Raw genomic sequence first — 26,789 nt, forward strand, 5'->3', positions numbered from 1 at the left:
CAAGCCTGAGTTAGATCTCTAGACTCCATAGTTTGCCTATTATTAAACATTTGTCAAGTCTCTGGGTTTATTCTCCCATGATTTGTATCGATAAGTTACGGGTTCGTGGCCCATCTAACTCTAAAAATAATACCGATTGCCAAGTGCCTAAACTAAGTTTTCCTTCTACCACTGGAATCACTTCACTGGTACTTAGCATCATCGCCATTAAATGGGAGTGAGCGTTGATCGGTTCATCCGGAGGAACGTCTCTTAAGTGTAGATCGTTATGCAGGTATTTGGCATCGGTCGGGGCTAGGGTTTTTAGATGAACTTTCACATCTTCTAGTAACCGTTCTTCATCTTCGTTAATGGCGAGGGCGGTGGTGGTGTGGCGAGAGAAAATCAGGACTTGACCGTTGCTGATCTGACTCGACTCTAGGCGGCTAACAATCTCCGGTGTAATGTTGTAAATCCCTATGCCTAACTGGGTTTGGACGGAGATCAAGTGATGAATGATCGCCATGCTTTGGATCTCAAGATTAGTCTCAAATGATACAGATATTAATTGAGTAGCCCAGACCTCTGAACTTTTGAGGCATTTGGGCTACAGATTTAACTGTTTATTTCGATGAGAGAGAAATAAATCAGTCAAATTATTCTTCTTCGTCTTCGCTTAACTCTTGACCGGATTTGGCATCTACCTGAATGAGATGAATATGTTTATGACCTAAGCGAATTTCAAACTGATCGCCGGGTTTTAAGCCCATTGCTACGGTATAGTTTGCGCCAATAACCAAAGAACCATTCTTGTGTACGCACGCCCGATAACTGGCTTCTCTACCCCGACCATCTGTACGACCTGGATCTAAGGAAATTCCCTTTGCGGCTAACAGCGCATCGTAAAATTCCGTCATGTTTGCCCGCATTTGCTCGTCTTTTGTGGTGGTGTAATATCCACAAAGTTTGGCTGTCTCTCGCCTGGGCATATTACCGAGCGACTTAACTTTCTGAAGTAATGCTTTTCCGGTCAATGGAGATGCTGAAATTTTCTCTGTTGCTGATTTAGCCATTAGTCTACTCCGAATCTTAGTTGATCAATCCTAACACGTAAGATTGCTATTCTTTATATCATATAACTAGAAAAGCATTTTTGTGTAAGATCTTTAGATAATTTCTGATATCTTGATGACTCAACTCTCTTTCTAATCTGTAAAAACTCAGATTACTGTTCCTACTGTTAAAAGTGTACAGCCTTTTGAACCCCAAATCGGTATCTGTTTAATTGGTGACACCGCTATAATCTCAAAATATTGGGTTGGGATCACAGCAGTTTTTTATTTTGTTACATCTGTCTTTATAATCTTTTTTAAATTGACTTAAAAATCAATTTCTGTTAAACTCCTAAATAGTAGTGGGTCTGAAGTGAATTTAATTAGAGAGTGCAACGGGTGAATTTCCATGAAACTAACAAAAATTGATTTAAGCAAAATCGTGGCGGTGGGTCACAATAATGGTCAATTGGGACTGTTGATTGATCGAGGCGAGGAAATTGACTATATCGAGATTCCAGCGCCGGGAGTGGCTTATGATGGACTGCAATCGGTATCTAATTTTGCAAACAATAGAGCATTTTTAGGCGGGGATCAAGACCCAACCCCACTCAGGGGTTCTCTACCCTTCGATAGATGCGGAGAGGGTGTTTTTTTAGACGAACAAGACCAAGACGAAGAAGAAGAACTCTTGATAGAATTAGAATGTCATGATCCAAACGATGATGAATATTATCCGGTTGAGAGAGTCGATCAGGAACTTTCACCAGAGACTCCCAATAGTAATCAATTGCTGAATGTTCAAGTTCCGGGTTATTGTTGATCACAGTCAGTTCAAACACCAGGAAAAAGCGATTGCTTTCTTAACTGACTAATTCTTCAACCACTCGTTCTAATCCCGCCACCACTCGCGCCAAGTATTCATAATTGACTTGTTCGGGTGTATCGTTCCAAGCGTGATAATAAGGATAGCGAAACATCGCTGTATCTGTCACCATCACCGCGGGATATCCTTGTTCCCAAAATGACCAATGATCTGAATAACTAATTCCCGTCACCAAACCGGGAACTGCGGCGCCTTCACTGGGAAACTGAGTGTGACGACGAAATGATCCGACAATTTGACGCACCAAGGCAGCCGATTTTAAATGGGTGACAAAGGCGATATAATTCCCTGTGGAGGGGTAAAAATTCCCTAACGGAAAGGGAAAGCGCTGACTTCCGAGTTCCTCAGAATAATAGCCCATCGTCTCTAGAGAGAGCATCCCGACAATATTATCTTGAGACTGTTTACAATAGCGCGCATAAACCAAACTTCCCATATTCTCAGTCATCGCAAACGGGGGTTCTTCGTTGACAAATTCAACAAATCGTAGGGTACGCGCCGGTTTTTTGGGGGCAAATAATCGGGCTAATTCTAAAACCGCAGCCGCTCCTGAACCGTTATCATTTGCGCCTGGACATCCTCCTACCGAGTCATAATGACCTCCAATCACAATGATTTCATCGGGGTGATCACTTCCTTTGATTTCAACGGCGAGATTTTCAAAGGTTTGATCATTGACTTGATAGGCTTGACGTTGAACTTGATAGCCACACCCTAAAAACTCTGTCTCTAAAAAATCTGCTGATGCTTTAAGATTAGCAGGGTTGAGATAGTTCCGTTCACCGATCTCTTGTGCCAAAATTTTGACATCTCGTTCAAGAGCCATTTGAAGTTGTACTTCTTGAGGTGTTAAAGAAGGCAATGGCCCTCGATAACTTTCACCAGGCATAGAGGGAATCATAAAATTTGCTGTTCTTTTTCTGCTCAATTCCAGCAGAGAGTAACTTAAAACAAAACATTTTCATCATATCATTTAAGCTCAAGGTTTGTTCTTTTATTCTCTGAGAGCTGCTTAATTTTAAGTTGTCCTTTTGGTTTCAGCCTCCTGCTTTGTTCCTTGTTTAACTTGTTGTAACAGGGTATAAAAAGGCTCCCAGTTATCTTCTACAATAATCGGCTCCCAGATGGCTTCTATTTCTGCTCGGAGGGGAACAAAGCTCGGATTGTGTTGTTGTAATCGGGCTTTCATTTCCTGCATTTCAGTCGGGGAGAGCGTTTGTAGATAATGGTGATAAAGTTGTTGCCAACTTTCTAGGTATGATTTCCGCCATCCTTCAAACTCAGGTAATCCTTCAGCTTGACAAATCAAAGTTGAATCCTCTTGCCATTGTTGACAAAAGCCTTGAGTTAACAGACTAAAAAAGTTATGATACCCTAAGTCGTTATTTTTGAGTAAATTTACAGTTAACTTTAAAAATTCTTCAGATTCGGGTCGGGGCAACTGTTCAAAACCCAGTTTATTCACCATTAACTGTCGATAGGTTTCTTGAAACTGGCTATCAAATAAATCGAGTCCTGTCTCTAGATCTTTAGGATCAATCACCATTGATAAAGGTTGTTGTAGCCGTTCTAAGTTTCCCTTACAAACCCACGGTTGATTGGCGTAGCAATACAGACCACTGTGGTCAAAATAAGCAGCAGTAAACCGGGGATTGTAGCTGGGTATAAACGCATAGGGGCCGTAATCAAAACTTTCTCCGGTAATGGACATATTATCTGTATTCAAGACACCATGACAAAACCCGGCGGCCATCCATTGGGCAACTAATGTAGCGACTCGTTGCACTAATTCGGCATAAAATAAAGCATAGCAATCGCGATCATTTTGAAAATGAGGATAATAGTATTTAATCACATGATTTAAAAGGTTTTCGACCAAATCTGCTCGCCCAAAATAGTGTAATCGTTCAAAAGTTCCAAACCGAATATGAGAGCGACTAAAACGTACCATCACCGCTGAACGAGTCGGAGAGGGTTCATCACTGCGATAGAGTTTTTCGCCCGTTTCGATTAGACTGAGAGTGCGAGAGGTTTTCACTCCCATCCGATGTAAAGTTTCCGCTGCGATCACTTCACGGATACCCCCTTTGAGGGTCAATCGGCCATCGGCGTTGCGAGAGTAGGGGGTTTGACCGCTTCCTTTTGTCCCAAAGTCGTAGAGTTCACCATTAGTTCCGCGAACTTGTCCATAGAGAAAACCCCGTCCATCCCCGAGTTGGGGGTTATATTCTCCAAATTGATAGCCGTGATAACACATTGCCAAAGCCGGGCGTACACTTTCAAATTTGCCAAAGGCTTCGATAAAATGATCGTCGGTTACGCTTTGGGGGTCAACACCTAACTGAGTGAGTATCTCATCATTGCGGAAACGCAGAATATGGAAGGGAAATTCTGCGGCGCTGACTTGATCGTAGTAATCACTGCCTAATGTTTCAAATGCAGGTTCGTATTCGAGGAAAAGGAAGGGATTCGCCATGAGAAACTCATACTACCTATTTCAATTGTTATATTCTATAAGTGGAAGATTGTATTGTGATCAAGACTACCAAAGAATTTAAGAATTTCTGGCGATCGCAGAGTCGGTGTAGGGACTAGATGAGGGTTTAATGGGCTGATTTCCTGCGATTTAAAATCACAATATTTGATCCAATTACAGCACTGCGAGCAAGGGGTTTTCCGCTAGTCTCGATCAGTTCGATCCGGGTAAAATCAAAGTTCTGGGCTTGATCAAACAGAACTTGTGCGATTTGATTTTGTTTGTTTTCTGAGAGTTCGTACCAACTTTCATTGAGTTCAACTCGGAGTAAATTAGCAGAAAAATTGGCTCGAACTGAAATCATGATTTCAGGGCTAATTTTTGTGATTGATTTTTTCATTTTAGCTTGAATCGTAGTAATCAAATACGATTTGGATGTCAATGCTAAACCGGGAGGGGAAATCAAGTTCACGGGCATCTGTGAAGCGGTGGCGACGAGAAACATTGGGATTTGATTAGAATTTTTAGGTAAGCTTTCGGATTCTAAAATGGATTCATTTTGATCTTCAGACAACGATTCAAGATTTTCTACAAGGGGAAGGGTTTCATTTTGCTGAAGTTGAGATGTTGATTGAGGGAGTTCTGGGAGTGTTTCTTCTAATTGAGGGATTGATTGGGGTAATTGTGGCGGTGTTTCTTCTAATTGAGGGGCTTCTGAAGGGGTTTCATCTTCAGATTGATCGATAATAATTTCTGATGGGGTGGGTTGTGAAGTCTTAGTCTCTACGATTTCTAGAGAGGGTTCATGACTCGAAAATTGTTGAATAATTTGACTTGATAGAATCATCACAATAACTCCGATCGCGATCGCCAAAATTGGATCGGGTAAGATTCGATTGACAGAATCGGGAAGAATCCGCCGAATCGGTGATAAAATTCGAGAGAGTTGATATCTTAGAGATGGCTTTTTTTGTTGTCGGTTGCGGGAATTTTCAGGGGAAGATGGATTTTCTAATTGAGAGACAATTTCTTCGAGTTGGTCAATTAAGCCTCGTAAAACTCGCAAGGTTAGATTGATCAAAAAATTACGCTGAGAGGGACGAGAGGGCGGTTTTTTAGGGTGAGGAGAGGTGAATCGATCTTCAGACATTGTTTATACCCGGCTAACCGTTGAGCGAAATCAAATGCGCTAGACTAAAGTCTGGGATTTGTCATCCTAATGTATCATTTTGTTGTCAGTTTTGAGAACCTCAGTTTTTTTAGATGAAACGTCGTTATTTTATTCTCTCTAGTTTTGTTTGCGGAAGTGTAGTGGGTTTGAGTTGGAAGTTGGGGAATACTAAAACCTTGATTGAGGGGACTCCGACTGCGGTTAATCCGACTCAAATTGTCTCAGTTCCCTCCACAGAACCCTTGTTAAGTTTTATTTCTGTAGCGGATACTGGAACTGGTGAAGCAGAACAATATGCGGTGGCGAAAGCGATGACTCGTTATCACGAAAAACATCCTTTTGATTTAGCTCTTTTAGCCGGAGATAATATTTATCCGAATGGTGAAATAGAGCGAATTGAAGCTGTTTTCGAGAAACCTTATCAAAGATTACTAGAACAGGGTGTTAAATTTCAAGCCTGTTTAGGAAATCACGATATTCGCACCCAAAACGGTGATTTACAAGTGCGTTATCCGGGTTTTAATATGCAGGGACGTTATTATACATTTCGTCGAGGTCCGGTACAGTTTTTTGCCTTAGATACCAATAAAAGTGCAGATTGGTCAACTCAACTGGCTTGGCTAGAGGAAAAATTGCAGCGTAGTGATGCAACTTGGAAGGTTGTTTTTGGTCATAATCCGATTTATTCATCGGGAGTTTATGGGGTGAATGAAACATTAATTAAAACGTTGACTCCGTTCTTTAAAACCTATGGTGTTCAACTGTACATTAATGGTCATGATCACAACTATGAACGCACTCAGGCAATTGAAGGAACCACTTATTTAGTGTGTGGTGCGGGTGCAAAAAGTCGTCCCGTTAAAAGTTCAGAATGGACAGAATATTCAACGCGAGAATTTAGTTTTGCCGCTTTGGATGTGTATGCTGATCAGATCATTGTGCGAGGAATTAATACTCAAAATCAAGTCTTTGATCAGGGTGCAATTTTTCAATCTTAGATCACTCGATCACAGAGATCTTTTGATTTAAAGGCCCCTCGCCCTGACCCCAGTCTGTTCAGTAAAATTGGCCCTTTTCCAGTCCAACTTCACAAAAAACTATCTTTCACCACTGAACAATTTTCCCAAAAAACTCTACACTAGAAAGAGAAGCAAACCTTAACCCCTCTGGCCCTCGATCATCCCCAAGGTTTCTCCTGTTGCAGGAAGCCAAAGGTCAGGCGGGTGAAGTAAGCTGAAAATCATCTACAATTTAAGGGAGGTGGAACCCGAATCAATGAAAAAATTAGGTACTCATTTAATTCTCGATGCCTGGGAATGTCCTACTGATCTTCTCAATGATCCTGAACGGATTCGGAACTCAATTCTAGAAGCGATCACCGCAGGAAATGCGACTTTAATTGACTTCTGTGTACACCAGTTTAGTCCTCATGGGGTTACGGCAACCGCCACACTCGCCGAGTCACACATTGCCATTCATACCTGGCCAGAATACGGTTATTTTGCCGCAGATTTTTTCTTTTGTGGTCAAGGCGAACCTCGCAAGGCAGTAGAAGTATTGAAAACCGCTTTACAAGCCAAAAAAGTTGTGCTGAGGGAATTTCAACGAGGGTTTGAAACCGAAACAACGATAGACGGGGAAAACCTCAACCCCACGGTTATTTCTCAATCTCTAACTTCAGAAAAAGAAATCTGTTCAGTTTAATCCAGTTCAATCCAAAGGGTCAAAACCAGAGGGGTAAGGCATTTACTATCGCTCTTCCCCTCAATAGTTTTTTCTAAAATCACAGTCTAGATTAGTAAGTCTAAGAGACTGTTTGTTAATTTACAAGTTCAGGTTTGGGAAAACTGGGGCTGAAAATTACTTTGATGTAAGGTTAACAGAGTCAAGTTTTTGAATAACCAATAATTGCGGTAATCAAACAACACAATATCCAATGCTTCGACAAGATTCACCTCTAAATCTTTATTTTGGATATCGACAATCATCTGATAGATGAGTTCAAAGATGATTCGTTGTTCTTTATCCATAAACACAAAATTACCATTCTCGGCATTGCGAAATTGTTCAAGAAATTCAGCACTTTTTTTCGCCGTAATCAAACTTTCACGGGATTCTCGACAGAGATTAAATTGAATTTCAGGATGATTAATGACTAATTCATTCCAGTTGCGAATGCGGTGATAAAATCGAGTTCCGCCTTGATGTAAAAAACCCACAGCAAATTGATGAGTTGCCGTTTGAATGACTAAATGTTCAGGAAGAACCCGTCGCCCTAAGCGTAAGACATCAAATTCAAGCGGAGAAATGACTGATCGCAAAGACTCCAAAATCGTCGTTAATTTTCCAAGATCATCACTTTCAGTAATAATTTGAGGTTTGCTGTAGTTTTCTTCTAAACTCAGACGTTGCTGGCTTAAATAGTCTTGAACTTGTAGCTTGATGGGGGAATTTTGGGGAACATGAGGTGTAATAACCGAGGGCGGATCAGATAAGATTCCATTCCCATTTTCAGTGATATTTAAGGTTTGGGTAATTTTGAGAATCACCTGTTTCATTTGGGCGACTTCTGCGGTTAGCTGTTGAATTTGTTGTTCAACTTCGGGTTCAACAGTAGAAGTATTGGAGATTGAAGATAAACGTTTGGGTAGGGAAATTCCTTCTATTTTGTAGCGGTAATAATCTGCTGCTGTATTGAGTGTAGCCCGAATTGAAACTTGTTCTAAAATCGTTTGAATTTCATCGGGTTCAAAAAGTTCAGAGATAGAAACTTCTGCGGTTTGTAGTTTTAAATTCAGCAGTTGTATCATTTGTTGATTGGCGGGTTTTGAGAGGAAAATCTGAGATTGAGAAACCCGATCTACAATGGAACCATCAAAGACGTGTTGAAATTGTTGCCAACGATCCGGAAAGAGATTTAAAATAATTAAGCTATTGGGAACATGGGTAAATATTTCTTTAATGGATTCTCCAAAACTTTGTAAAAGAGGTTCGTTGGCTTTTAAACCTAGTCCTTCTAACTGATCAAAGATAATAATCAAAGGTTCATCGAGTAAAGACAATTTACTCAAGACTTCTAACGCAGCCAGTGAAATTTCTTCCCGACTCCAATCTTCTCCCCAACTTTCGAGTCCAACTTTATTGAGTTCTTCGGAAGATAAGTCATTTAAAGCTAACCATTGGGTAATAATTTGACGACGGTTGAAGTCAGTATAGCCACAAAAACGAATAATTCCTTTGAGAATTTGGGGGGCGTATCCGGCAGAAGAAAAGTTTCGCAACCACCAATCAGAAGCCCGTTTTTCAATATGTTGCCAATATTCTCGTTTGGTTTTCGTTTCTTCTTGTCCTAACTCGGTGAATAAGTTGAGATTTCCATCTTCAATAACTTGTAAGATTTTTTCATCTTTTTGGATTTTTGCGGTGGAATAGTAATCTTCAGTTTTAATAATTTTGGCAAAACTATTGGCTAGCAGATGTTCAAGTTGGGTGCGATCACTTCCGGGAACATTTTGGATTAAAGATTCTAATATTCGGCTATAGGTATGAAATAAAACTGTATCTTTATTATTAGGTTGACGAATAAATAATAATCGGTTTGTTTGAAGTAAATCCTTCGCCAGACGCATCATTAAATGAGTTTTGCCTGCTCCTGGTTCTCCAATGACAACCGCCCCTTTACTTTGATGATTGGGATCTTGTTTGATATCAATAATAATAGATTTTAAACGTTCAAACTCATTTTGAAAAATTGAGCGAAAGTCTACATGATCTTGAAACGGAGTATCAACACGACTAGAACCAAAAGGATTAGGTCTTTTTTTGAGTCTAACCTTTAAAAATTCATTCACCATCCGTCGATAAAGTTGATAGGTAAACAACGCATCATATTTAGCACGATGGGCGGAATCATGATTAAATATTTTACCGTCTAACTTCAGATTTAGATGCTGACTTAACGCTTCTAAAGAATGGCTACCCAGTTCGGGTAAATGCTGTTGGGCGAGTTCAAAACTACACTCAAAAACTAAATGAGGCGTGGGAATTCCTACCGCCCGAAAGCTATTACGCAGCACGTCAATATCATGTCTTGCATAATGACAGATAATAGTTTTAGAATGAGCGAAGTTCAAAAAATCAGTAATAATGGTTTTGAGGGGTTTAGTTTTCGGACTAATTTTAGGATTATTAGGGTGATTGTCTGCCCAAGCTTCATAGATTAGTTTTCCCTGATGATCAACAATCGCTATTTCCCGCAGAATTGGCTGTCCTTCGGTATCAATTACAATAAAGTCGGGATGAAATTTCATAATCGTTTTAAGTACAAATACGACTCATTTAGACTGATGCGGTGTATGATTCGCTGAATCCGGATTGTGACACCAGCAGGGAAATCGTAAACTGCAACCTACTGTTATTGTGCCACAAATCGTAACTCTGGCCACAGGCTGTTTACAGATTGCAATAAATAAAGAATAAACAACCGTAGTAATGAAGATAAAATCAACTTTAATTCTCTAATAAAAGGGAATTTTATCTCATTAAGTTCTAAAAAACTAAATAGCACCGCCATGATAACGGTGCAATTTAAAATATGAAGGACTATTTTATTCTACATTTAAGAAAGGCGATATTTATCGTCCAAAAGCTTTCTTCAAGCCTTCATCGATCTGTTCTTCAACAGAAGTCGAAGTAGAATTTTCAGGTCGTTTCATTTGTTCTTTATCCGCATCTCCCTGAACTAAGTTCAAGCCGGAAGGGGCATCAGCCTTAGATTGATCTAAAGAACGAGGAGGCGTTCTGAGAACATCTTCTGATTTCTTCTGAACATCTTTAAGGGCGTCTTCTCCTTGATTATTGGCACTATTAGCAGCCATCGCCGGAAAGCCCTGGGAAATAACCAACACTGCACAAACACAAGCTACAAAGAAAATTCGAGTTAAACGCAATAGAATATTTTTCATTATTTTCATCTCTCAAACTGAAATCACAAAACATTTATAGCAGAAAAAACCGAGCTTCTCACTCTATCAAAGGAAAGAGATTTTTTAAAGAGAAATAAATCAGGTTTTCTGCAAAAAAAACCTCAAAAAAAATTTAATCCTTTCCCTCCTCTCAAAACAGACTATCGCCAGGATCAGGGACATCTGGATCTGGTTCTTCCCGCTCTTGACGAAGTTGTTCTGCTTCTGCCAATGTCTGTTCTGGGTCATCTTTACTAGAGCGTTGAATATAGTTTAACTTCAATTCCTCTAAGAGATCAAATAGCCAAACTTGTAATTCCGATTGGGTTACTTCATCCTGAAGTTCTTGACGTAAAACTGATTTAAAATTTACACTCAGTTTGTTAAAAAGTTCTCGACCTTCCGCATCCGAATAAGATGTAGATAAAACATCATAACTCGCATTGGCTAAATAATCGGCAAGTTGATCAATAACACTTGAAGGAAGGCCTTTCAATCCCGGAACTTGTTTTAATCCTTGATAAAAGTCTGATTGTGTTAATGTACCCTTTAAGCTATGACGTAATAAATCTTCTATATCCGGCTGAACTTGCGGTAAGACACGATAAATAGAGAGTTGTAAAATCCGATCTATAATCGCATCCATTTTGTCAATTTCGCTGACTTGAATATAGGGATCGGGTTCAAAGATTGAACGAGCCATTTCTCCGGTTTGAACGGAATCTTTGGCTTGATTGACGACTTGTACCATCAAGAAAGTTGAAATCCGATCAGCAAGATAAGCAGAGGGTTCATGAGTGATTTGGGCTAAGATTCGTTCGAGATTAAATAAACCTGATTTATGAACTCGAACAGAGACAGGAATAATTCGCAGCCAACGCCAAGTTGGAAGTAAAAATAGCCAATCATACCAGCGTCGCAGCATCCCATCAAACCAACTCACTCCCGGTTGTCGTCTGGAAATAATTAGGGTTCGTACGAGAAAATCTCCCCCTAAAAAGATGATAAAATAGATATCTATTTTCCAAAAATTATCAATATATTGACCATTTTCATCAACGGATCTGAAGTAGTTTACTTCTAAAAGTGGACTAATTTTCTCGTCAAAAAAACTCAAAGCATTCGTAATGCCAACTTCTGTTAAATAGTTTTGACTCCAAAATTGAGTAAAAGCTTGTTGAGCGTAGGGAATCTCAATATGATATTCCATACGACGCTTGAGTTTAGCAAATGTCCCAAATTTGTTGGAAACATCAAAGGGATTTTCTGCAATAATACTTTGACTTTGTTGACGCAGATCTGCTAAAATATCAGCAGTTTGTTTAGATTTTAATCCCGATTGAGTTAGTTCAGATTTGAAAACTTCAACAGTCTCAATGTAGTGGGTTGTATCTGGATGAGGTTCAATCCCTTTCACCGGGTCATAGAGTTTGATTATAATCGGAAAATGTCTAAGATAAACATCTCGTAGAGGAACATAACTAATATTTAAAAAGACTAAACAGAGATTAAGCAGAGCAATCAGAGCAACAAACTTACTCCACCATTTCCATTGAAATTTTAGCTGAGAATCTTCGTCGGGTGAGTTAGACGAAAAAGGCTGTTGAGTTTTGGGTTTATTTAAAGAGGTCATTTACTTGAACAATGCCAGACAATCTTCAGCGAGAATACCTTGAGTAATTTTAATATCTTGAAATCCTTTTTTGACCACAGCTTCACAAGATAAATCAATTTGCGGTGAACCGAGTTGAATAAGTTGTTGAGTCGAAGCTCCAAACACAATTTCAGATAAACCAGCCCAAACACAAGCTGCTGCACACATCGGACAAGGTTCACAAGTTGTATACAGGGTATACCCCTTTAAAACATCGAGAGAATAAGATTTGTTTTCTAAAGTAAATTGACGTAAAACATTAATCTCAGCATGAGCCGTAACATCATTATCCCTTTGAGCCGTATTATATCCCTGCACCACAATTTTATTTTCTTTAACTAAAACTGCCCCATAAGGCATATCTCCTTTTTTAGCTTCTTCTAGAGCAATTTTCATGTAATCTTCGGCTGTCATACTCTTACTTTTAAATATTTACTGATTCACCGCTCAAATTGAGTAGATAACCCTAGAAGATATTCTTGTTTTTTAGATTAACAAATTACGACTAGGGTTAATGATGAATTAATCCTTAATAACCTTTAAGCTTTCTGCCAAATTTCTTTGACTTTTCCGGGCATAAATTCAGAAATCTCTTGAATTCGGCTTTGAGAAAGTTCATTTTTTGTGGCTGCAAAAACAGCTTCAATAATGGTTTCACCCGACATTCCTTTGGGCGATCCTCCTTCTTGTTCAATCCGAAAAATAAATGTGTTATCATCGAATTTCAGAGGCGGACGAACTCGACTCAGCCAAGCAACAATAGGATTTGTATCTTTCCAAAGGGCAGAAATTTCGGATTTCAGAGTTTTATCGTCTGTCGGTTGAGCTTCTTCGTGAAGTTCAGATGCAACGCGATCTGATGATTCTGTCGGCATTAAGTCACGCATTGTCCGAAACACGATCTCACTGAGATCTCTAGCCTCATACAAATCGTTGAGTCCAGCTTGATTTTTAACTTTCTCCAAGAAAGCTGCGTTGGTTTGAGAGATTTGAGGGGTTTCCATTTTATTTAGATCTAAATCCTAATTTTATCAGGTAATACAACGCTATAGTCTATCACGGTTCTGTGCATCCTACCCAGGATGAGTTTTTAAAATGAAAATTATATCGATATAAGCATTAATCTCTTTCTTCGGGTAGAGGATAAAAACTTTTTAAAATGGAATAATTAGTTAGGATATATTATAATTTTTCAAGGAGTAGCTTTTATGGCCCCGACTCAACCCCTAACCGGAACAGAACTGATTGATTGTGCCAAAGCAAGTGCTAATCTGGGTTTGAAAGAAGCGGCTCAAAACTCGGGCTATGGTGAAGATATTGAGAGCTTTCAAAAAAATCTTAAACAAGCTTGTGACCACATTGGGGTCAGCATTGATGGTTTGAGTGATCTAGTCACTCCGCAGCAACAAGTTAAACAAGGACAAGGTATAGAAATTGCACCTGATAGTAAAAATTCTCTCTAGAAAGTTGAGTTAATAAAATAGATTGATTTCTATTGTCAGTTAGGGTGAGTTGAGAGAATGCTGCTCACCCCATTTTAGGAGTTTTGATTAGAGACGCAACGCATCTTCAGAACGCCCATCAGAATTCGGTGTCGGCATATAATCATTATACTGATCCTGATTGTAGAAGTAAAGCGTCCGAATCGGATAAGGAATATTGATATCTGCTTGATCAAAGGCTTCTTTAATCGCGACAATTGCTCGAGTTTGAACGTGACGAACTAGCTTTTGTCGAGGTTTAGTCCAGTAGCGAACGATAAAGTCTATTGAACTATCCCCAAAACTGACTAAATCAATTTCTATTTCCGGATTTTCTAAGACCCCTTCGACTTGAGAAATTGTTTCTTTTAGAAGTTGAGATGCTTGGCGTAAAGACGTATTATAATCAACACCAACTCCTAAATCTGTTCGTCGGTAAGCAAAAGCTGTCCTCACTTGAACTGCACTGGTAAATACTGTGGCATTCGGAATTAAGATCCGTTCTCCCTGGTAAGTCAGCATTTGTGTGGTGCGAATATCGATTTGTTCAACGGTTCCTTCGTACTCCCCGATAACCACCTGATCATTAATCTGAAAAGGTTCTTGAAGAAGTAATAAAATCCCCGCCAAAAAGTTTTTAAATATATCTTGAAAGGCAAATCCAATCGCAACAGAACTCAGTCCTAAAGTCGCAATAACATCTCCTAACCGTAAACCCGGAAAGGTAATAACACAAGCTAAAACTACCCCAACAACCCAAACTCCAATATGACTCAGTTTAGCGATTAGGAGCTGTAAAGACTGACTCCGAACCGTTTTAGTCGTAAGTTTCTTAACAAGTTGCTCTAAAAACTGAGCAGCATAACGAGTTAAAAAAAGGATAATTATAGCCGTTATAATAGCAGGGATAAGTTTAACTCCACTGCCAACCATCTCTCGTATACTGTCTTTTACGGTGTTAAACAACTGATCCATGATGATAGAATAATTAGTCCTTAGATTTTAACTTTTTGGGTTATTCAAAATTCAGTAGATGTCCCGGATATTACCTCGTCTTCATTAAATTCTTCCGGATTAACTCAAAATTCCAGCTCAATATTGAGAGAGGCGCGAGAATTTGCTACTATACTATACCATAACCAAAAATTTCAAGAGTCTATCTTAGGGTATAAATTCTCAAATTAGAGTTGTGTTTATCCTTTCCGGGTTAAAAAAACGCTTCAAACTCCCTCGATAAAACCCCTGAAAAATTCACCTTTGTCTGTGATTGCTTTCCAAAGATAAAATCGTACTTCGATCAGTTTACCTCCTCAGATAGAAGCCTTTCCAGAATTAAATTTGATAAGCTTTAGAAAATAAGAAATATAAATTTTAACTTTTTATTTAAAAAACAAAGAAATTTAACCATGAAAAAACATCTTTTTTACCAAACTCTGGCAACCAGTTTTATTGCAGTCAGTTTACTTCTTTCCCCGTTTCATCGAGCCGCTTTTGCTCAAAATAATAATAACACTCCTAACAATGCCGAAGAAAACTTAGATCAAGCCGGAGAAAATCTCCAAAACGCTGGAGAAAATCTTATAGAAGCCACTGACGAAGCCACAACAGAAGCTCAACAACAGATTGCAGAAACAGCGAATGTAGTCGAACAAAAAGCCAACTGGGGATGGTTAGGGTTATTCGGTTTATTGGGTTTATTCGGACTCGCAGGTAAAGGAAAATAAAAAGTCGTTCATCACTATGAAACCGATCCGAATCTCGTTAGAACTCCCTCAAGAGATGATCGACATTAAGGAAAGAGTGATAACTGTTCTTCTGGCGGTGAATACCCTAAATGTTTCCACGCTGAAGCTGTTGCTAATCGTCCACGATGCGTGCGTTGTAAAAAACCAATTTGCATTAAATAAGGTTCATAAACCTCCTCAATGGTTTGAGCATCTTCGCCCGTTGTCGCTGCCATTGTTTCTAACCCAACTGGCCCGCCATTAAAGTTTTCAATCATCATTTGTAACAGGTGTCGATCCGTCCAATCTAATCCCATCGGATCAACATTAAACAGTTGTAAAGCAGTGGCGGCAATCTCTCCTGTAATCGGCCCTGAAGCCTTAACTTCTACATAATCTCGCACTCGTTTTAACAGACGATTAGCAATTCTAGGAGTCCCTCGTGAACGACGGGCAATTTCTTCAGCACCATCGGAATTAATTGGGGTATTTAAAAGTTTAGCGGTACGTTCTACAATTAAACTCAATTCATCCACTTCATAAAACCGTAACCGTTGAATTAATCCAAAGCGATCGCGTAAAGGAGACGTTAACGCCCCGATGCGAGTCGTCGCCCCCACAATAGTAAATGGAGTCAGTGGAATACTGCGAGTTTTTGCAGATCGACCTTGACCAATCGTAATATCCAGACGGCAATCTTCCATCGCCGGATAAAGTATTTCTTCCGCCATTTTTGATAAGCGGTGAATTTCATCAATAAACAGAATTTCGCCCGGTTTAAGATTCACCAATAATCCGGCAATATCACGCGGTTTTTCAATAGCCGGAGCCGTGGTAATCTTACAAGTAACTCCCATTTCTGACGCTAAAATTAACGCCATTGTTGTTTTTCCTAACCCCGGTGGCCCGTAAAGCAACAAGTGATCGAGGGTTTCATTACGAGATTTCGCCGCCGCGATCGCAATTGCCAGAACTTCTTTTAAATCCTTTTGACCGATATAATCACAAATACGCTGCGGTCGAATCGATTCATCTTGTTTGGGGTTAACTTGTTCATCAGTTGTTTCTTGAGGTTCAAGAAGATGGTCGTCAGTCGGTCGAGATTGAGATTTTTCGGTTTTTTCCGAACCTACAGACGCCCGCTTTTTGCGGGAATTGGGGTCAGTTGGTTGTGATTTTGATGAAATAATTGCCATGACGGGCGAATTTTACCTTCCGTCGGATTTCTTCATTGTGCCACAATGCTGATAATCTCAAAAATGGTATCAAATTATTCACCTTTTTTTATGACTTCTCCCTCTACCGAGTCCAATTCCGAAGATCTCACCTTTGAACAAGCGATCGCCCAAACTCAAACCTTACTGGAGGACATGGCTGCAAACGCCTTATCCGAGTCGGAAACCCAAGCCGCGATCGCGAATTTAGTTAAAACTCACAATGGCGCCAGAGGGTTTTTTGTCACCTATCTCACCGATCCTCGTGATTTTGTAGATCGTCCCTCAGAAGCGGTTATACGGGGTTTAGAAGCCTCTGATCAAGTCCCTGATCTACTGATCAAAAATGTGGCGATGTCTGCGGCTATGGGGGTTCATCATCGTCGTCACCAACGCGAAGAAATGGCCGTCGGTTCAGATCGGGTGCGATCGCGATCGGTTCATCTGATTCAATCTTTAAACATTCCCGTTTTGGATACAATGGTTAAGCAACTTTTAGAAAGTGCAAAAACGGGAGGGGGTGAATACCAAAGTTTTATCGAACGTTGGGGTTATGACACCGAACAAAAAGAAGCGATCGTACAGGCAATACATCCTTTGATCTAAGTTAAATCTAGATGAACATTCCGCTGCGATCGCGCTTAAAATTATGTCTTTAAAATTCCGATCTAACCCTGTTTTTTCAGAACCATCATGGTTTGATTAATCTCAGTTTTCGCTTACACGACAGGTTTGGCGTAGAAAGAGACACCTTCGAGTCGAAAATTCGGCAGTGAATCTGCAAAAGCCGCTTGATTGGGATCAATCGTATAAAAGTGACCATCTGAGGTCAAATTGTAAGCTCGGAATACCGGCAGCGTACCCGGTTGCTGAGTTGAATAGACTTGAATGGGTACACCAGAAGGATCGGCAGTCCACTCTTGCAGAGTTTGTACAAAAGCAATTTCACCCGGATTACTGCTGTAGAAATAGCCACCTTTTGAATTGACAAAACGTTCAAGTACATTGCTTCCTTCAGAAACAAATTCAAACCCTTCGTTATTGAATTGAGGATCGAGATTCGTCGCTTGTTGCTCTCCAGGATCAGCCGTAAAGAAATGTGAAAGTGCTTCGGTATCCCAGTAACGAGCCGTCCGCTCACCCGTTGGTGTCTCAGATGAAGCATCCAGAATGCTCAGAGTTGCACTACCTTGAGAACTCACCGTATAACCCGTTGCAGCCTGTAAACCAATTTCAATGGTTTCATTCAAGTCCGCAATACCATCATTAACGGGGTTAACCGTAATATTGGTACTATTTTGTCCAGCCGGAATCGTCGCCGTTCCGTTTGTACCGTTGAATGTGCTACCAACCTGGTTATAGTCCGTTCCAAAAGTGGCTGTTCCTCCCACAGAAAAGTTAACGTTTAGGGGAGTTGTGGTATCTCCCGTGCGCGAGATTTGAAATGTACCGGGAGTTGGGCCGACTTCCGAAGGATTTCCCAATGCACTCACCGAGACAGATGTTTCTCCACCTGTTCCTGGAGTAATCTCTAAATTATAGGGAGTCGATGTCGCACCCGCATCACTCAAGTTTGATCCACTGGGAAGGTTAGAAATTTGAACAAAATAAGTTCGGTTCGCTTCGAGAGGAACTTGGACTTGCTCCGCTGTGACCCCTGTATTCGTGCCTTGATTCAGCAGAGAACCATCATCTCGAAGTATTCTTAAATCTGCATTATCGACTAAATTTGAGAGTCTGAACGTAAAATTTCCAGCGGTGGGAGGTGCCACAAATTGATACCAATCCTCAGTATCACTTCGACCCACAAATCCATTTAGGTTTCGAGGCGTGTTGATAATGCCTTGGGGTTCAGCAACAGGTGCAGCGTTGTTCAAAGTTTCTGCACTCACTTCAAACAAAAAAGGCCCCGTATTGGCAACGGAACTGACTCGGACAACAGCACCTTCTCCGGTGGGAAATCCGTTGGGAAATGACAAGATTTCTGGACTTCCATTTCCGGTAAAGTTAATATTTGTACCCGAGGGAAAACCAGGTACATTTGCCTCTGCATTAAACTGAATATTCAGATCGGGGATAAGACCTGGAGCTGCACCAATCGGATAAGCTGTAAATTGAATCGGTACATTCGGTTTGATCTCTGATGAAGCTACGTTGATTTGAACGTTTGCTCCGAGATTATTAATTGCATTTGTATATCGTTGACCTGCCATCTTTTTCTCCTCTATCACAAATTCTGACAAGCATAAATCACCCGATAGTCTCGACTCGGGTTATCTACACCGTTTATGCTTTATAGTTTAAATTATAATTTTTAGTTTAGAGAGATAAAGAGTTGATGATAATATTTTTAACATAAAAGTTAATCAAAGGTTTTAAATTAGCGAGATGAATTTGGGGGAATTCAACCCTTTTATTAAATTCCAGTCATGCCTATAATATGAAATCCTTAAATATTTGCTACAAATGATCGATGGGGAGGTGGGGAGGTGGGGAGGTAGGGAGAAAGATGTGTAGCATTATTGTTTGTATTTCCTATAAATATTTTGTTTGCAATCTTTCTATACAGGGATTTTTGCCGTAGGAATTCGGGATTTTATCGCTTAAAACTATTAAAATAATTTAATAATTTAGCGAAAGTTTCTTAATTTTTTATAATAAACCTTTAAATAACTTCATCCCATCAGTCTGTCCTAAACTCGGATCAGAAGCCCTTTCCGGGTGCGGCATCATCCCTAAAACATTCCCCTGACGATTACAAATTCCCGCAATATTATTCAACGAACCGTTAATATTTTCAGCCCCAACGTTGGGAGTCGGAACCGAACCGTAGCGAAAAACAACTTGATTATTAGTCTCTAATTCTGCTAAAATATTGTCATCGCAATAGTAGCATCCCTCTCCATGTGCGATCGGCAGGTTAATCACTTCGTTGGCTAAATAACCCGTTGTCCAGGGCGTTTGAGGATTGACAACCGTTAACGGCACGCGATCGCAAATAAAGTGTAAATCCCGATTTCTGACTAACGCTCCCGGTAATAATCCCAATTCCGTTAACACCTGAAAGCCATTACAAATACCAATCACATACTTTCCTTGCTTGGCGTGTTCGAGAGTGGCTTGCATCACCGGAGAAAACCGCGCTATCGCCCCACATCGTAAATAATCACCATAGCTAAACCCACCCGGAATCACCATCACATCAATATCAGAAATATCAGTCTCTTGATGCCAAATCATCCGAGTCGGTTGGTTCAAAAGCCCTTGAGTCACCCAAACCACATCGCGATCGCAATTAGAACCGGGAAAAACAACAACACCAAATTTCATGGAATAATGGTTAAATAAAATCTAAGTTTAACTGGTTTGAACTTCCGAAGAAACGGTCGTTAAATCAAATCGATAGGTTTCAATGACGGGGTTCGCCAGCAGTAAATCACAAATGCGATCAAGTTGAGTTTTCGCTTCATCTTCGCTATTGGCATTCAGGGTCACTTCGATATATTTGCCAATTCGGACTTGTTCTACATTGTCATAGCCCATCTGTTGAACTCCGGATCGAACCGCTACACCTGCCGGATCTAAAACAGAAGGACGAAGGGTGACATAAATTTGAGCGTAATACTTTTGGGTCACAATCAAGCCAAGTTTAACCAAACATTCCTATTATCCATCAAACGGAGACATTTAAAACCTGTTGATTGATCTTCATTTAACCCCCTGAAAACACGATAACAGGCGTAGGGCATACGCCCCTACGGACTGATAATCAATGACGATTATTGACTCGGTTTATCTTTGTCAGCATTGACTTTGGGAACCCAACCGGGAGCATCTGCATCTTCCCAACCTGCCGGACGCTTAGAATTATACCAGCCGATCGAACCGATAATCGTTGCTGCTAGAAATCCAGCCGCGAGAATTCCCAGTAACGCCCATTGTACATAATCTTGATAAGTTAGGTTTGTAGCCACTTCCATTAAAATTTTCATGTCGAGTATCAATGTTTGATCAAAAACGCTAGCAAACCCTAGAGTACCACCTTCGGCTAGCGGACTCAAATCCGGGGTAGGGGCATATACTCGCCGCCATCACAGGGTATGACTTCTAATCGTTTTTTTAACGGATTTGTATTGTTGAAACGACGTCCCCCGTGCTACCACTAAAAGATAAGAGAACTTAATTAATCCAACCCACCCATGAAAGACTTTTTAGACAACCTTTCACGTTACCCCCGCTACTTTATCACCTTTACCTTGGGGATATTTTTCTTTTTGTTTGATAAGTTGAAGCCATACATGGAGAGACCCCTCACGGCGATCGCCCTCGTTGGTTTGATGGGTGGTACTTTCGCCTTTACGTTTTTTACTCTACGAGCTATGTTGGGATTAAGTCCAGTATAGTTGGTGGCAACTGGCAACTTTTAGATATTGGGAGTCGCAATCATGGTCAAAATAAATGCTGACTCCTGATTTACTTATTTTCAGCTATCGTCTCAATACAATAGCCATAATACCGATAAAACCCGAGCTTTTTAATCATTTTACACCCTGATTCACACAAAAGCTGACGTTTTCGACTGATGAGAACGGAGAACAGTTAATCCATCTCACCCTCACTATAAACTCTACACCCTGACTATCTTCACTGAACCAACAAAAAGAAAACCACCATTATCTATACTTTGGTATAGAAATTTTAAAACGTTGTTGTATTCTTGTCGAGACTCTAAATTAACAAAGATTAAAGTCGATATTGCCGATAGACTTGGGTGGCAGCTCGATGTAAAATCGAATGACGATACACTAAAGCACTCATGTCATCACAGTAGCCTCCGCCAATAATTCCCGCTACCGGATAACCCAAACGAACACAAGTGCTAAGAACTTGCATCTCTCGTCGCCAGAGTCCAGTATCACTTAAAGCCAGCTTCCCCAAACGATCATCAATGTGAGTATCCACCCCTGCATCATAAAAAACCAAATCAGGTTTAACCTCTGATAAGAGATCTTCTAAATACTTCCCCAACGTGTATAAATAAGCCTCATCTTCCATCCCCACCGGAAGCCCAACATCCAAATCACTTTTCTGTTTCCGCGCGGGAAAATTCGCCTCACAGTGCATTGAAAAGGTAAAAACACTGGGATCATCTTGAAAAATAACCGCCGTCGCATCCCCTTGATGTACATCTAAATCAAGAATTAAGATTTTTTGCGCGAGTCCTAAATTTTGAATAGTGCGAGACGCGATCGCGATATCATTAAAAATACAGAATCCAGTTCCTAAGTTGGGGAAAGCGTGATGAGTTCCTCCTGCGGTATTACAAGCGAGTCCGTGACTGAGAGCAAGTTGAGCCGTTAAAACTGCCCCACCGACTGCAATACAAGTCCGGTTTGCTAAAGCGGGACTCCAGGGTAAACCGATACGACGTTGGGCTTTGGGGTCAAGTGTTCCCTGACAGTAGGCTTGCACATAATCACGATCATGGACTAATTCTATCCATTCTGTGGGCGGCAGGTCGGGCGTATGAACTTGGGAGGGTTCGATCACTTCATCAGCGAGTAACATTTGATAGAGTAGCCTAAACTTTGACATCGGGAAACGATGACCCGGGAGTAAAGGGGCGACATAATCGGAATGATAGACAATCGGTAAATTCATAATTATGCTGAAAGGCTAGAGTAGAAAGTCGGTTACTCAACAATTTGATCACATTGGTTTGGGAAGGTATTATGACATCAACAATTACTTGGCAGTATGGCAGCAGCAACCCCGAGAATGCAACTGCCTTAGAAACCATTCGTCAGTGGTGGGCTGAGATTGAAGGACAGGAGATTTCTTGGCAACAGCGTTTAATTCCGGAAACTGGAGATTTAAGCGAGATTAATTGGGAGTCTCAAAAGTTCGATGAAGTGTTTATGATCGTGAATCCTGAGTTGCGAGGAATTACGCTATATTGGTCTAAGCCTAAAAGTGATCAAGAACGCAGTATTACCCCGAGTAAGTTAGAGTTAGATCCGCTACGTCAGCAGTTGTATGTTTTTTCTCAATCTCAAACAAATATTGTAATTCGGGTGGAATTTCCCCAAATCAAGTATCAAACGATAGAGATAAAAAATCCCGAGATTGCGGTGGGGAAAAGTGGAACAATCCTCGTGCGAGATTCTCAGCAACTATTAGAAGTTAAAATTAGTCTTACCCCGGAAAAGTTAGAACAGTTGAAAGCAAAGTTAACGTAATATTACCCAAAAAAAATTACAAAAATTCCCAAGTTTCATAAGTGGCAGCTTGACCGCAATATTGACCGTTTTCATCGATTACATTCCAAACGGTTACATCGGAAATCAAAAACTGTTTTCCGGTTCTAGATTGACGAAATCCCCGAAGATTTTTAGTATAGCCTTGAGTTTTCACTCGGTCAAGCGTTTGCTGGCGTTGGATGACTTCTTCGGGGTGTACGGAGTGAGAAGATGGGGTTTGAATAAATTGTTCCCAACTCATTTCCCACAAATCTAAAGCGGTACGATTACCATAATTAAAAATGGGATTGTCTTCTTCTGTGCCAGCAGAAACCAACACAAAATCAGCGTTAAATAAAGCTTGGGCGATGTCTTCGGGGCTTTGATTTGCATCAATTAAAGTTTCGCCCGTCCAATGTTTAAAGCTGTCGAATAAACGTTGGCTGTGAACAATAATAGCGTCTTTTTTCCAGAGATCGGTGTTTAAATTTGTCATAACTATTGAATTTGAAACCAAATCTTCATTCTCAAAACAGCAGAATTAATTCCGGCACTTTTTGAGCGTACAAGATTATCCATATCTTTTCAAATTGAGAAGATTCCCCCAATAGATACAATTTTAACTTACATTGGGTTATAACAGAATTGATAATCAGTCAGTTATTTATAATTTTTGAGATGACAAACGAGGACAAAAATCCGACCAACACCGCCAAGAGTGCCAAGGAACTGATCGAGCGTTATGCAGCCGGAAAACGAGGTTTTATGGGGGTAGAACTTCCGGGTGCAGAATTGCAAAATGCTGTTTTACCCAGTATATTACTATGGCAGGCAAATTTGCAAGGTGCAAACCTCAGTCGAGCTAATCTCAAAGATGCTCACTTATTTGCTAACTTGAGTAGTGCTAACTTATCTCATATTGATCTCACCAGCGCCAAACTGATTTATGCTGACTTAAAAGCGGCTAACTTAACCCAAGCTAAACTATTTAAAGCTAACCTCAAAGGGGCTGATCTACGCGGTGCTAACTTAAATGAAGCCAAATTGATTTATACAGATTTGAGTGAAGCAGACTTACGTGGTGCTAGCTTAAAAGGGACAATGTTTTATAAAGTCAACCTATTGAAAACAAACTTACAAGACACTGATTTAAGTGAAGCGTTATTACTCGGAACAGAACTTTGGCCAGCCATTACTTCTTCTTGAGTTTCCCCTATCGGCTTTCCTCTATTCTCTCTAGAAAATTGGCATCAAAAAGTTTGACAATTGGGGAGATTTTGTTATACTAGAAGGTGAAGCTTATCAGGGCTAACACGTCTACACACTTGATTTTTTATTCAACATATGCTCACTTAAAAACCGTTGAAAATAACCCACACCCATCGTCAGCGATCGCAATTCTACAATCAAATCTTGCATCTCTGACATTGCCAAATAAGCGGTAATTTTATCCCAACCTTTCCAACCCGCGATCACAAACAACCACGGCTCACAGAACGTCGTCGGAAAGATTAAAAAATTAAGGATTTTTTTCGGGTTAAACTCAAGCTGAATTTTCCAAGAAAACAGCATTGTGACGGTTGGATAAATGTTGAGTTCAATTCCTTCTTCTTTGGGTTGATCTCGAACTTACAGATTCAGAATCGAGCTATCGGCTATCCAATCGAAGATGCTAGGCGTTTTTAGCGATCGCTTCTCTCTCTGAAATGTTCTCTCCTCAATGCGTCTGAGATCGAGGGTCGCTACTTCTATAATTTATAATCTTTTGGTTGCTAATTACCAATGCTTAACTAAAAAATACAATATTTATTTTAAAAAAGTTTTGTAACTGAATATTGCAGACTACGACGAGACAATATATCGATTGCGTCCTTGTTGTTTGGCGATGTATAATGCTTTGTCTGCTTGAGCGATTAATTGAGCGGGTGAGGTTTTAGAATCAGGAATAATGCTGGTCATTCCCATACTCAGGGTAATAATATTACTCACCTGAGACTTTTGATGAACAATTCCCAGAGTACGAATCGTTTGCTGAATATTTTGAGCAATATTAATCACTCCTTTTTGGTTTGTATTGGGAAGAATAACTACAAATTCTTCTCCACCATAACGGGCGACTAAATCGGCGGGACGCTTTAAAGTATGCTTGATGGCTTGAGTAATTGCAATCAAACATTGATCTCCAGCTTGATGTCCATAGAAATCATTATAGAATTTAAAATAATCAATGTCTAATAAAATTAGCGATAAATATTTTTTTTCTCGTCCTAGACGCTGCCACTCTTTCGATAAATAATTATCAAAATAGCGACGGTTAGCAATTTGAGTTAAACCATCGGTATGCGCCAGTTGTTCTAAAGTATTATTAGCTTGTTTCAACTTAATTTCAGCCTGTTTGCGATCGCTAATATCCCGAATCATCATCAAAACTTCATGATCATTGAGTTTGACCACACGAGCTTCTTCATAATGTAGTTCTCCATCTACTTCGAGAGAATATTCATAGATTTGTCGTTCATTTGTTGCAAAAGCTTGACGCACATAATACATTTGTTGTTTAGCTAACTTAGGCGGTAAGGTTTGATAAATTGATTGCTGTAGCGAATAGGGAATACGACTAAACTCTCGGAGATTTTTACCTAAGCCAATACTTTTACAAATTCCGTTGCGATCAAGACGAATCATCAGATCGGGAATAGCTTTTAAAATTGCACGTTGAGTGGTTATATTTCTACAGAGTGCTGCTTCTATTCGTTTGCGATGGCTAATGTCAACAATATGAACAATTAGGTAATGAGGTGAATTTTTATTGTCATAGATCAGTGAAATATTCATCAGCCCCCAAATGATTTTATTAGATTGGGTTAAAAATCGCTTTTCAGTTTGATAACCGGGAATTTTACCCCTAAACATTTGTTGAGCTAATTGATCATCAAGGGTTTGATCATCGACAAAGATTAAATCACTCAGTTGAAGGGAGAGAAGTTCAGCCGAATCATACTCAAACATCTGACAAAGAGCAGCGTTAACATCGATGATTTTTCCCAATATAGACACTAAACACATTCCGGCTGTAATGGTATCAAATGCCCCTCTAAATTTTGCTTCACTGCGACGCAAATCATCAGTAATTTGTTGACGAATTAGTTCATCCTGTTTGCGAGCGCTGATATCTTGATGAAAGCCAATCATCCGCAGAGGAGTATTATCTTCAGCCCAAACTGCTTGTCCTCTTGCTAAAATCCATTTATAACTGCTATCTTTGCACCGTAAACGATATTCAATTTGATATTCATAAATTTGGCGTTTTAGATAACTATAAAGAGTTGTTAAAACCCGATCGCGATCGTCGGGATGAAGAAGGTTTTTCCAGGCTTCAAAACAATTTTCTATCTCTCCATCTGTATAACCGAGCATTCCTTTAAGTAGGGTTGAAATGAAAGCATCGCCTGTTTGCACATTCCAGTCAAAAATCCCGTCACCTGTTCCTTTCAGTAATAATTGCCAACGTTCTTCTTGCTGGAGTAATTGTCGGTTTTGGGTTTCGAGTTGTTGGAGGAGTTTTTGATGGGCTAAATGAAACTTAATTCGGGCTAAGACTTCCTCAGATTCATAGGGTTTAGTGAGATAATCAGCGCCGCCAACTTCAAAAGCTTTGACTTTATTGAATACTCCATCAAGCGCACTCAAAAAAATAATCGGAATGTGAAAGGTTTTCTCATCTAATTTAAGCTGCTGACAGACAGAATATCCATCAATATCAGGGAGTTTGATATCCAACATAATCAAGTCAGGTGGAGACACTTTAGCGGATTCTATAGCGAGTTTACCTGTCGGTGCAATGCGAGTATGATATCCACAACTTGAGAGAATCTTGATTAATAAGTTTAAGTCTGCCGGAGTATCATCAACAATCAGAATATGATTAAGGGTAGACATAATATTTTTA

General features: G+C 40.0%; 29 protein-coding genes. 9 read left to right on the forward strand and 20 right to left on the reverse strand.

Translation table 11 applies throughout. The features are described from left to right. Positions 1-67: 67 nt before the first annotated feature. Together M595_RS01905 and M595_RS01910 are read right to left on the reverse strand one after the other, a co-directional pair. Positions 68-505 carry a secondary thiamine-phosphate synthase enzyme YjbQ gene (locus M595_RS01905; protein ID WP_023064283.1) on the reverse strand — a complete coding sequence of 146 codons (438 nt, stop codon included), beginning with the start codon at positions 503-505 and terminating at the stop codon, positions 68-70. Between the two features lie 130 nt (positions 506-635). Continuing rightward, positions 636-1,052, reverse strand: a complete 417-nt coding sequence (locus tag M595_RS01910; RefSeq protein ID WP_009783654.1) for an AbrB/MazE/SpoVT family DNA-binding domain-containing protein — start codon at positions 1,050-1,052, stop codon at positions 636-638. A 388-nt stretch (positions 1,053-1,440) separates the two neighbouring features. Between M595_RS01910 and M595_RS32060 the strand changes: the two genes are divergently transcribed. After that, positions 1,441-1,854, forward strand: coding sequence for a hypothetical protein (locus M595_RS32060; RefSeq protein WP_023064369.1), 414 nt, complete (start codon positions 1,441-1,443; stop codon positions 1,852-1,854). A gap of 40 nt (positions 1,855-1,894) precedes the next feature. Here the strand turns inward: M595_RS32060 and M595_RS01920 are convergent, their stop codons facing one another. The 3 genes from M595_RS01920 to M595_RS01930 form a co-directional block, all read right to left on the reverse strand. Next, a complete protein-coding gene (locus M595_RS01920) occupies positions 1,895-2,818 on the reverse strand; it encodes a M28 family peptidase (RefSeq protein ID WP_238987008.1) in 924 nt (307 codons plus the stop codon). A 117-nt stretch (positions 2,819-2,935) separates the two neighbouring features. Next, on the reverse strand, positions 2,936-4,393 hold the full coding sequence (locus M595_RS01925) for a protein adenylyltransferase SelO (RefSeq protein ID WP_023064319.1): 1,458 nt from the start codon (positions 4,391-4,393) through the stop codon (positions 2,936-2,938). Positions 4,394-4,520: 127 nt separating this feature from the next. Beyond that, positions 4,521-5,543: a hypothetical protein gene (locus tag M595_RS01930; protein WP_023064433.1), complete on the reverse strand. Its 1,023-nt coding sequence runs from the start codon at positions 5,541-5,543 to the stop codon at positions 4,521-4,523. Between the two features lie 113 nt (positions 5,544-5,656). Between M595_RS01930 and M595_RS01935 the strand changes: the two genes are divergently transcribed. Then, positions 5,657-6,562, forward strand: coding sequence for a metallophosphoesterase (locus tag M595_RS01935; protein WP_023064316.1), 906 nt, complete (start codon positions 5,657-5,659; stop codon positions 6,560-6,562). 277 nt (positions 6,563-6,839) lie between these two features. Next, on the forward strand, positions 6,840-7,268 hold the full coding sequence (gene speD / locus M595_RS01940) for an adenosylmethionine decarboxylase (protein WP_023064289.1): 429 nt from the start codon (positions 6,840-6,842) through the stop codon (positions 7,266-7,268). Positions 7,269-7,396: 128 nt separating this feature from the next. Here speD and M595_RS01945 read toward each other — a convergent pair whose 3' ends face one another. The 5 genes from M595_RS01945 to M595_RS01965 all read right to left on the reverse strand — a co-directional run bounded on the left by M595_RS01945 (position 7,397) and on the right by M595_RS01965 (position 13,186). Beyond that, positions 7,397-9,874, reverse strand: a complete 2,478-nt coding sequence (locus M595_RS01945; RefSeq protein WP_023064308.1) for a 3'-5' exonuclease family protein — start codon at positions 9,872-9,874, stop codon at positions 7,397-7,399. A gap of 324 nt (positions 9,875-10,198) precedes the next feature. Beyond that, positions 10,199-10,528: a hypothetical protein gene (locus M595_RS01950; RefSeq protein WP_023064355.1), complete on the reverse strand. Its 330-nt coding sequence runs from the start codon at positions 10,526-10,528 to the stop codon at positions 10,199-10,201. 151 nt (positions 10,529-10,679) lie between these two features. Beyond that, positions 10,680-12,161: a hypothetical protein gene (locus tag M595_RS01955; RefSeq protein WP_023064436.1), complete on the reverse strand. Its 1,482-nt coding sequence runs from the start codon at positions 12,159-12,161 to the stop codon at positions 10,680-10,682. After that, on the reverse strand, positions 12,162-12,596 hold the full coding sequence (locus tag M595_RS01960) for a nucleoside deaminase (RefSeq protein ID WP_023064293.1): 435 nt from the start codon (positions 12,594-12,596) through the stop codon (positions 12,162-12,164). It abuts the gene before it with no gap. A gap of 125 nt (positions 12,597-12,721) precedes the next feature. After that, positions 12,722-13,186 (reverse strand): DUF2267 domain-containing protein, encoded by a 465-nt coding sequence (locus tag M595_RS01965; protein WP_023064304.1) that lies wholly within the window; start codon positions 13,184-13,186, stop codon positions 12,722-12,724. Between the two features lie 204 nt (positions 13,187-13,390). Between M595_RS01965 and M595_RS01970 the strand changes: the two genes are divergently transcribed. After that, positions 13,391-13,645 (forward strand): hypothetical protein, encoded by a 255-nt coding sequence (locus M595_RS01970; RefSeq protein WP_023064314.1) that lies wholly within the window; start codon positions 13,391-13,393, stop codon positions 13,643-13,645. An 87-nt stretch (positions 13,646-13,732) separates the two neighbouring features. Here M595_RS01970 and M595_RS01975 read toward each other — a convergent pair whose 3' ends face one another. Then, complete coding sequence (locus M595_RS01975; RefSeq protein WP_040483447.1) at positions 13,733-14,638, reverse strand: mechanosensitive ion channel family protein; 906 nt, start codon at positions 14,636-14,638, stop codon at positions 13,733-13,735. 431 nt (positions 14,639-15,069) lie between these two features. Here M595_RS01975 and M595_RS01980 point away from each other — a divergent pair, with 431 nt between their 5' ends. After that, positions 15,070-15,387, forward strand: coding sequence for a WGxxGxxG family protein (locus M595_RS01980; protein WP_023064403.1), 318 nt, complete (start codon positions 15,070-15,072; stop codon positions 15,385-15,387). 65 nt (positions 15,388-15,452) lie between these two features. Here the strand turns inward: M595_RS01980 and ruvB are convergent, their stop codons facing one another. Then, positions 15,453-16,583 (reverse strand): Holliday junction branch migration DNA helicase RuvB, encoded by a 1,131-nt coding sequence (gene ruvB / locus M595_RS01985; protein ID WP_023064380.1) that lies wholly within the window; start codon positions 16,581-16,583, stop codon positions 15,453-15,455. Positions 16,584-16,673: 90 nt separating this feature from the next. On the opposite strand from ruvB, the gene M595_RS01990 reads away from it, so the two are divergent. After that, a complete protein-coding gene (locus M595_RS01990) occupies positions 16,674-17,207 on the forward strand; it encodes a sll1618 family protein (RefSeq protein ID WP_023064276.1) in 534 nt (177 codons plus the stop codon). A gap of 113 nt (positions 17,208-17,320) precedes the next feature. Here M595_RS01990 and M595_RS01995 read toward each other — a convergent pair whose 3' ends face one another. The 4 genes from M595_RS01995 to psb35 all read right to left on the reverse strand — a co-directional run bounded on the left by M595_RS01995 (position 17,321) and on the right by psb35 (position 20,593). Beyond that, positions 17,321-18,814 (reverse strand): putative extracellular nuclease, encoded by a 1,494-nt coding sequence (locus M595_RS01995; protein WP_023064443.1) that lies wholly within the window; start codon positions 18,812-18,814, stop codon positions 17,321-17,323. 439 nt (positions 18,815-19,253) lie between these two features. Beyond that, positions 19,254-19,931 carry a phosphoribosylformylglycinamidine synthase subunit PurQ gene (gene purQ / locus M595_RS02000; protein WP_023064432.1) on the reverse strand — a complete coding sequence of 226 codons (678 nt, stop codon included), beginning with the start codon at positions 19,929-19,931 and terminating at the stop codon, positions 19,254-19,256. A gap of 27 nt (positions 19,932-19,958) precedes the next feature. Then, entirely contained in the window at positions 19,959-20,237 is a 279-nt protein-coding gene (gene purS / locus M595_RS02005; protein ID WP_023064445.1) for a phosphoribosylformylglycinamidine synthase subunit PurS, read from the reverse strand. Positions 20,238-20,380: 143 nt separating this feature from the next. Continuing rightward, positions 20,381-20,593, reverse strand: coding sequence for a photosystem II assembly protein Psb35 (gene psb35, locus M595_RS02010; RefSeq protein WP_040483448.1), 213 nt, complete (start codon positions 20,591-20,593; stop codon positions 20,381-20,383). Between the two features lie 207 nt (positions 20,594-20,800). Between psb35 and M595_RS28955 the strand changes: the two genes are divergently transcribed. Next, positions 20,801-21,004, forward strand: coding sequence for a DUF751 family protein (locus tag M595_RS28955; RefSeq protein ID WP_071809857.1), 204 nt, complete (start codon positions 20,801-20,803; stop codon positions 21,002-21,004). 340 nt (positions 21,005-21,344) lie between these two features. Here M595_RS28955 and M595_RS02015 read toward each other — a convergent pair whose 3' ends face one another. Beyond that, entirely contained in the window at positions 21,345-22,262 is a 918-nt protein-coding gene (locus M595_RS02015) for a histone deacetylase family protein (RefSeq protein WP_023064370.1), read from the reverse strand. Between the two features lie 71 nt (positions 22,263-22,333). Here M595_RS02015 and M595_RS02020 point away from each other — a divergent pair, with 71 nt between their 5' ends. Next, entirely contained in the window at positions 22,334-22,840 is a 507-nt protein-coding gene (locus tag M595_RS02020; RefSeq protein WP_023064311.1) for a hypothetical protein, read from the forward strand. A 16-nt stretch (positions 22,841-22,856) separates the two neighbouring features. Here the strand turns inward: M595_RS02020 and M595_RS02025 are convergent, their stop codons facing one another. After that, positions 22,857-23,336: an MEKHLA domain-containing protein gene (locus M595_RS02025; protein WP_023064415.1), complete on the reverse strand. Its 480-nt coding sequence runs from the start codon at positions 23,334-23,336 to the stop codon at positions 22,857-22,859. A gap of 182 nt (positions 23,337-23,518) precedes the next feature. Here M595_RS02025 and M595_RS02030 point away from each other — a divergent pair, with 182 nt between their 5' ends. Then, the gene (locus tag M595_RS02030) at positions 23,519-24,046 is read left to right on the forward strand and encodes a pentapeptide repeat-containing protein (RefSeq protein ID WP_023064373.1); all 528 of its coding nucleotides are present in this window, start codon (positions 23,519-23,521) and stop codon (positions 24,044-24,046) included. A 111-nt stretch (positions 24,047-24,157) separates the two neighbouring features. On the opposite strand, the gene M595_RS31505 is transcribed toward M595_RS02030, so the two are convergent. Both M595_RS31505 and M595_RS02040 read right to left on the reverse strand, forming a co-directional pair. Then, positions 24,158-24,412 (reverse strand): elongation factor G family protein, encoded by a 255-nt coding sequence (locus M595_RS31505; RefSeq protein WP_023064431.1) that lies wholly within the window; start codon positions 24,410-24,412, stop codon positions 24,158-24,160. A gap of 270 nt (positions 24,413-24,682) precedes the next feature. Beyond that, positions 24,683-26,779 carry a diguanylate cyclase domain-containing protein gene (locus M595_RS02040; RefSeq protein ID WP_023064328.1) on the reverse strand — a complete coding sequence of 699 codons (2,097 nt, stop codon included), beginning with the start codon at positions 26,777-26,779 and terminating at the stop codon, positions 24,683-24,685. Positions 26,780-26,789 lie beyond the last annotated feature (10 nt).

Source organism: Lyngbya aestuarii BL J, from assembly GCF_000478195.2.
In the GTDB taxonomy this organism is placed as follows: Bacteria; Cyanobacteriota; Cyanobacteriia; order Cyanobacteriales; family Microcoleaceae; genus Capilliphycus; species Capilliphycus aestuarii.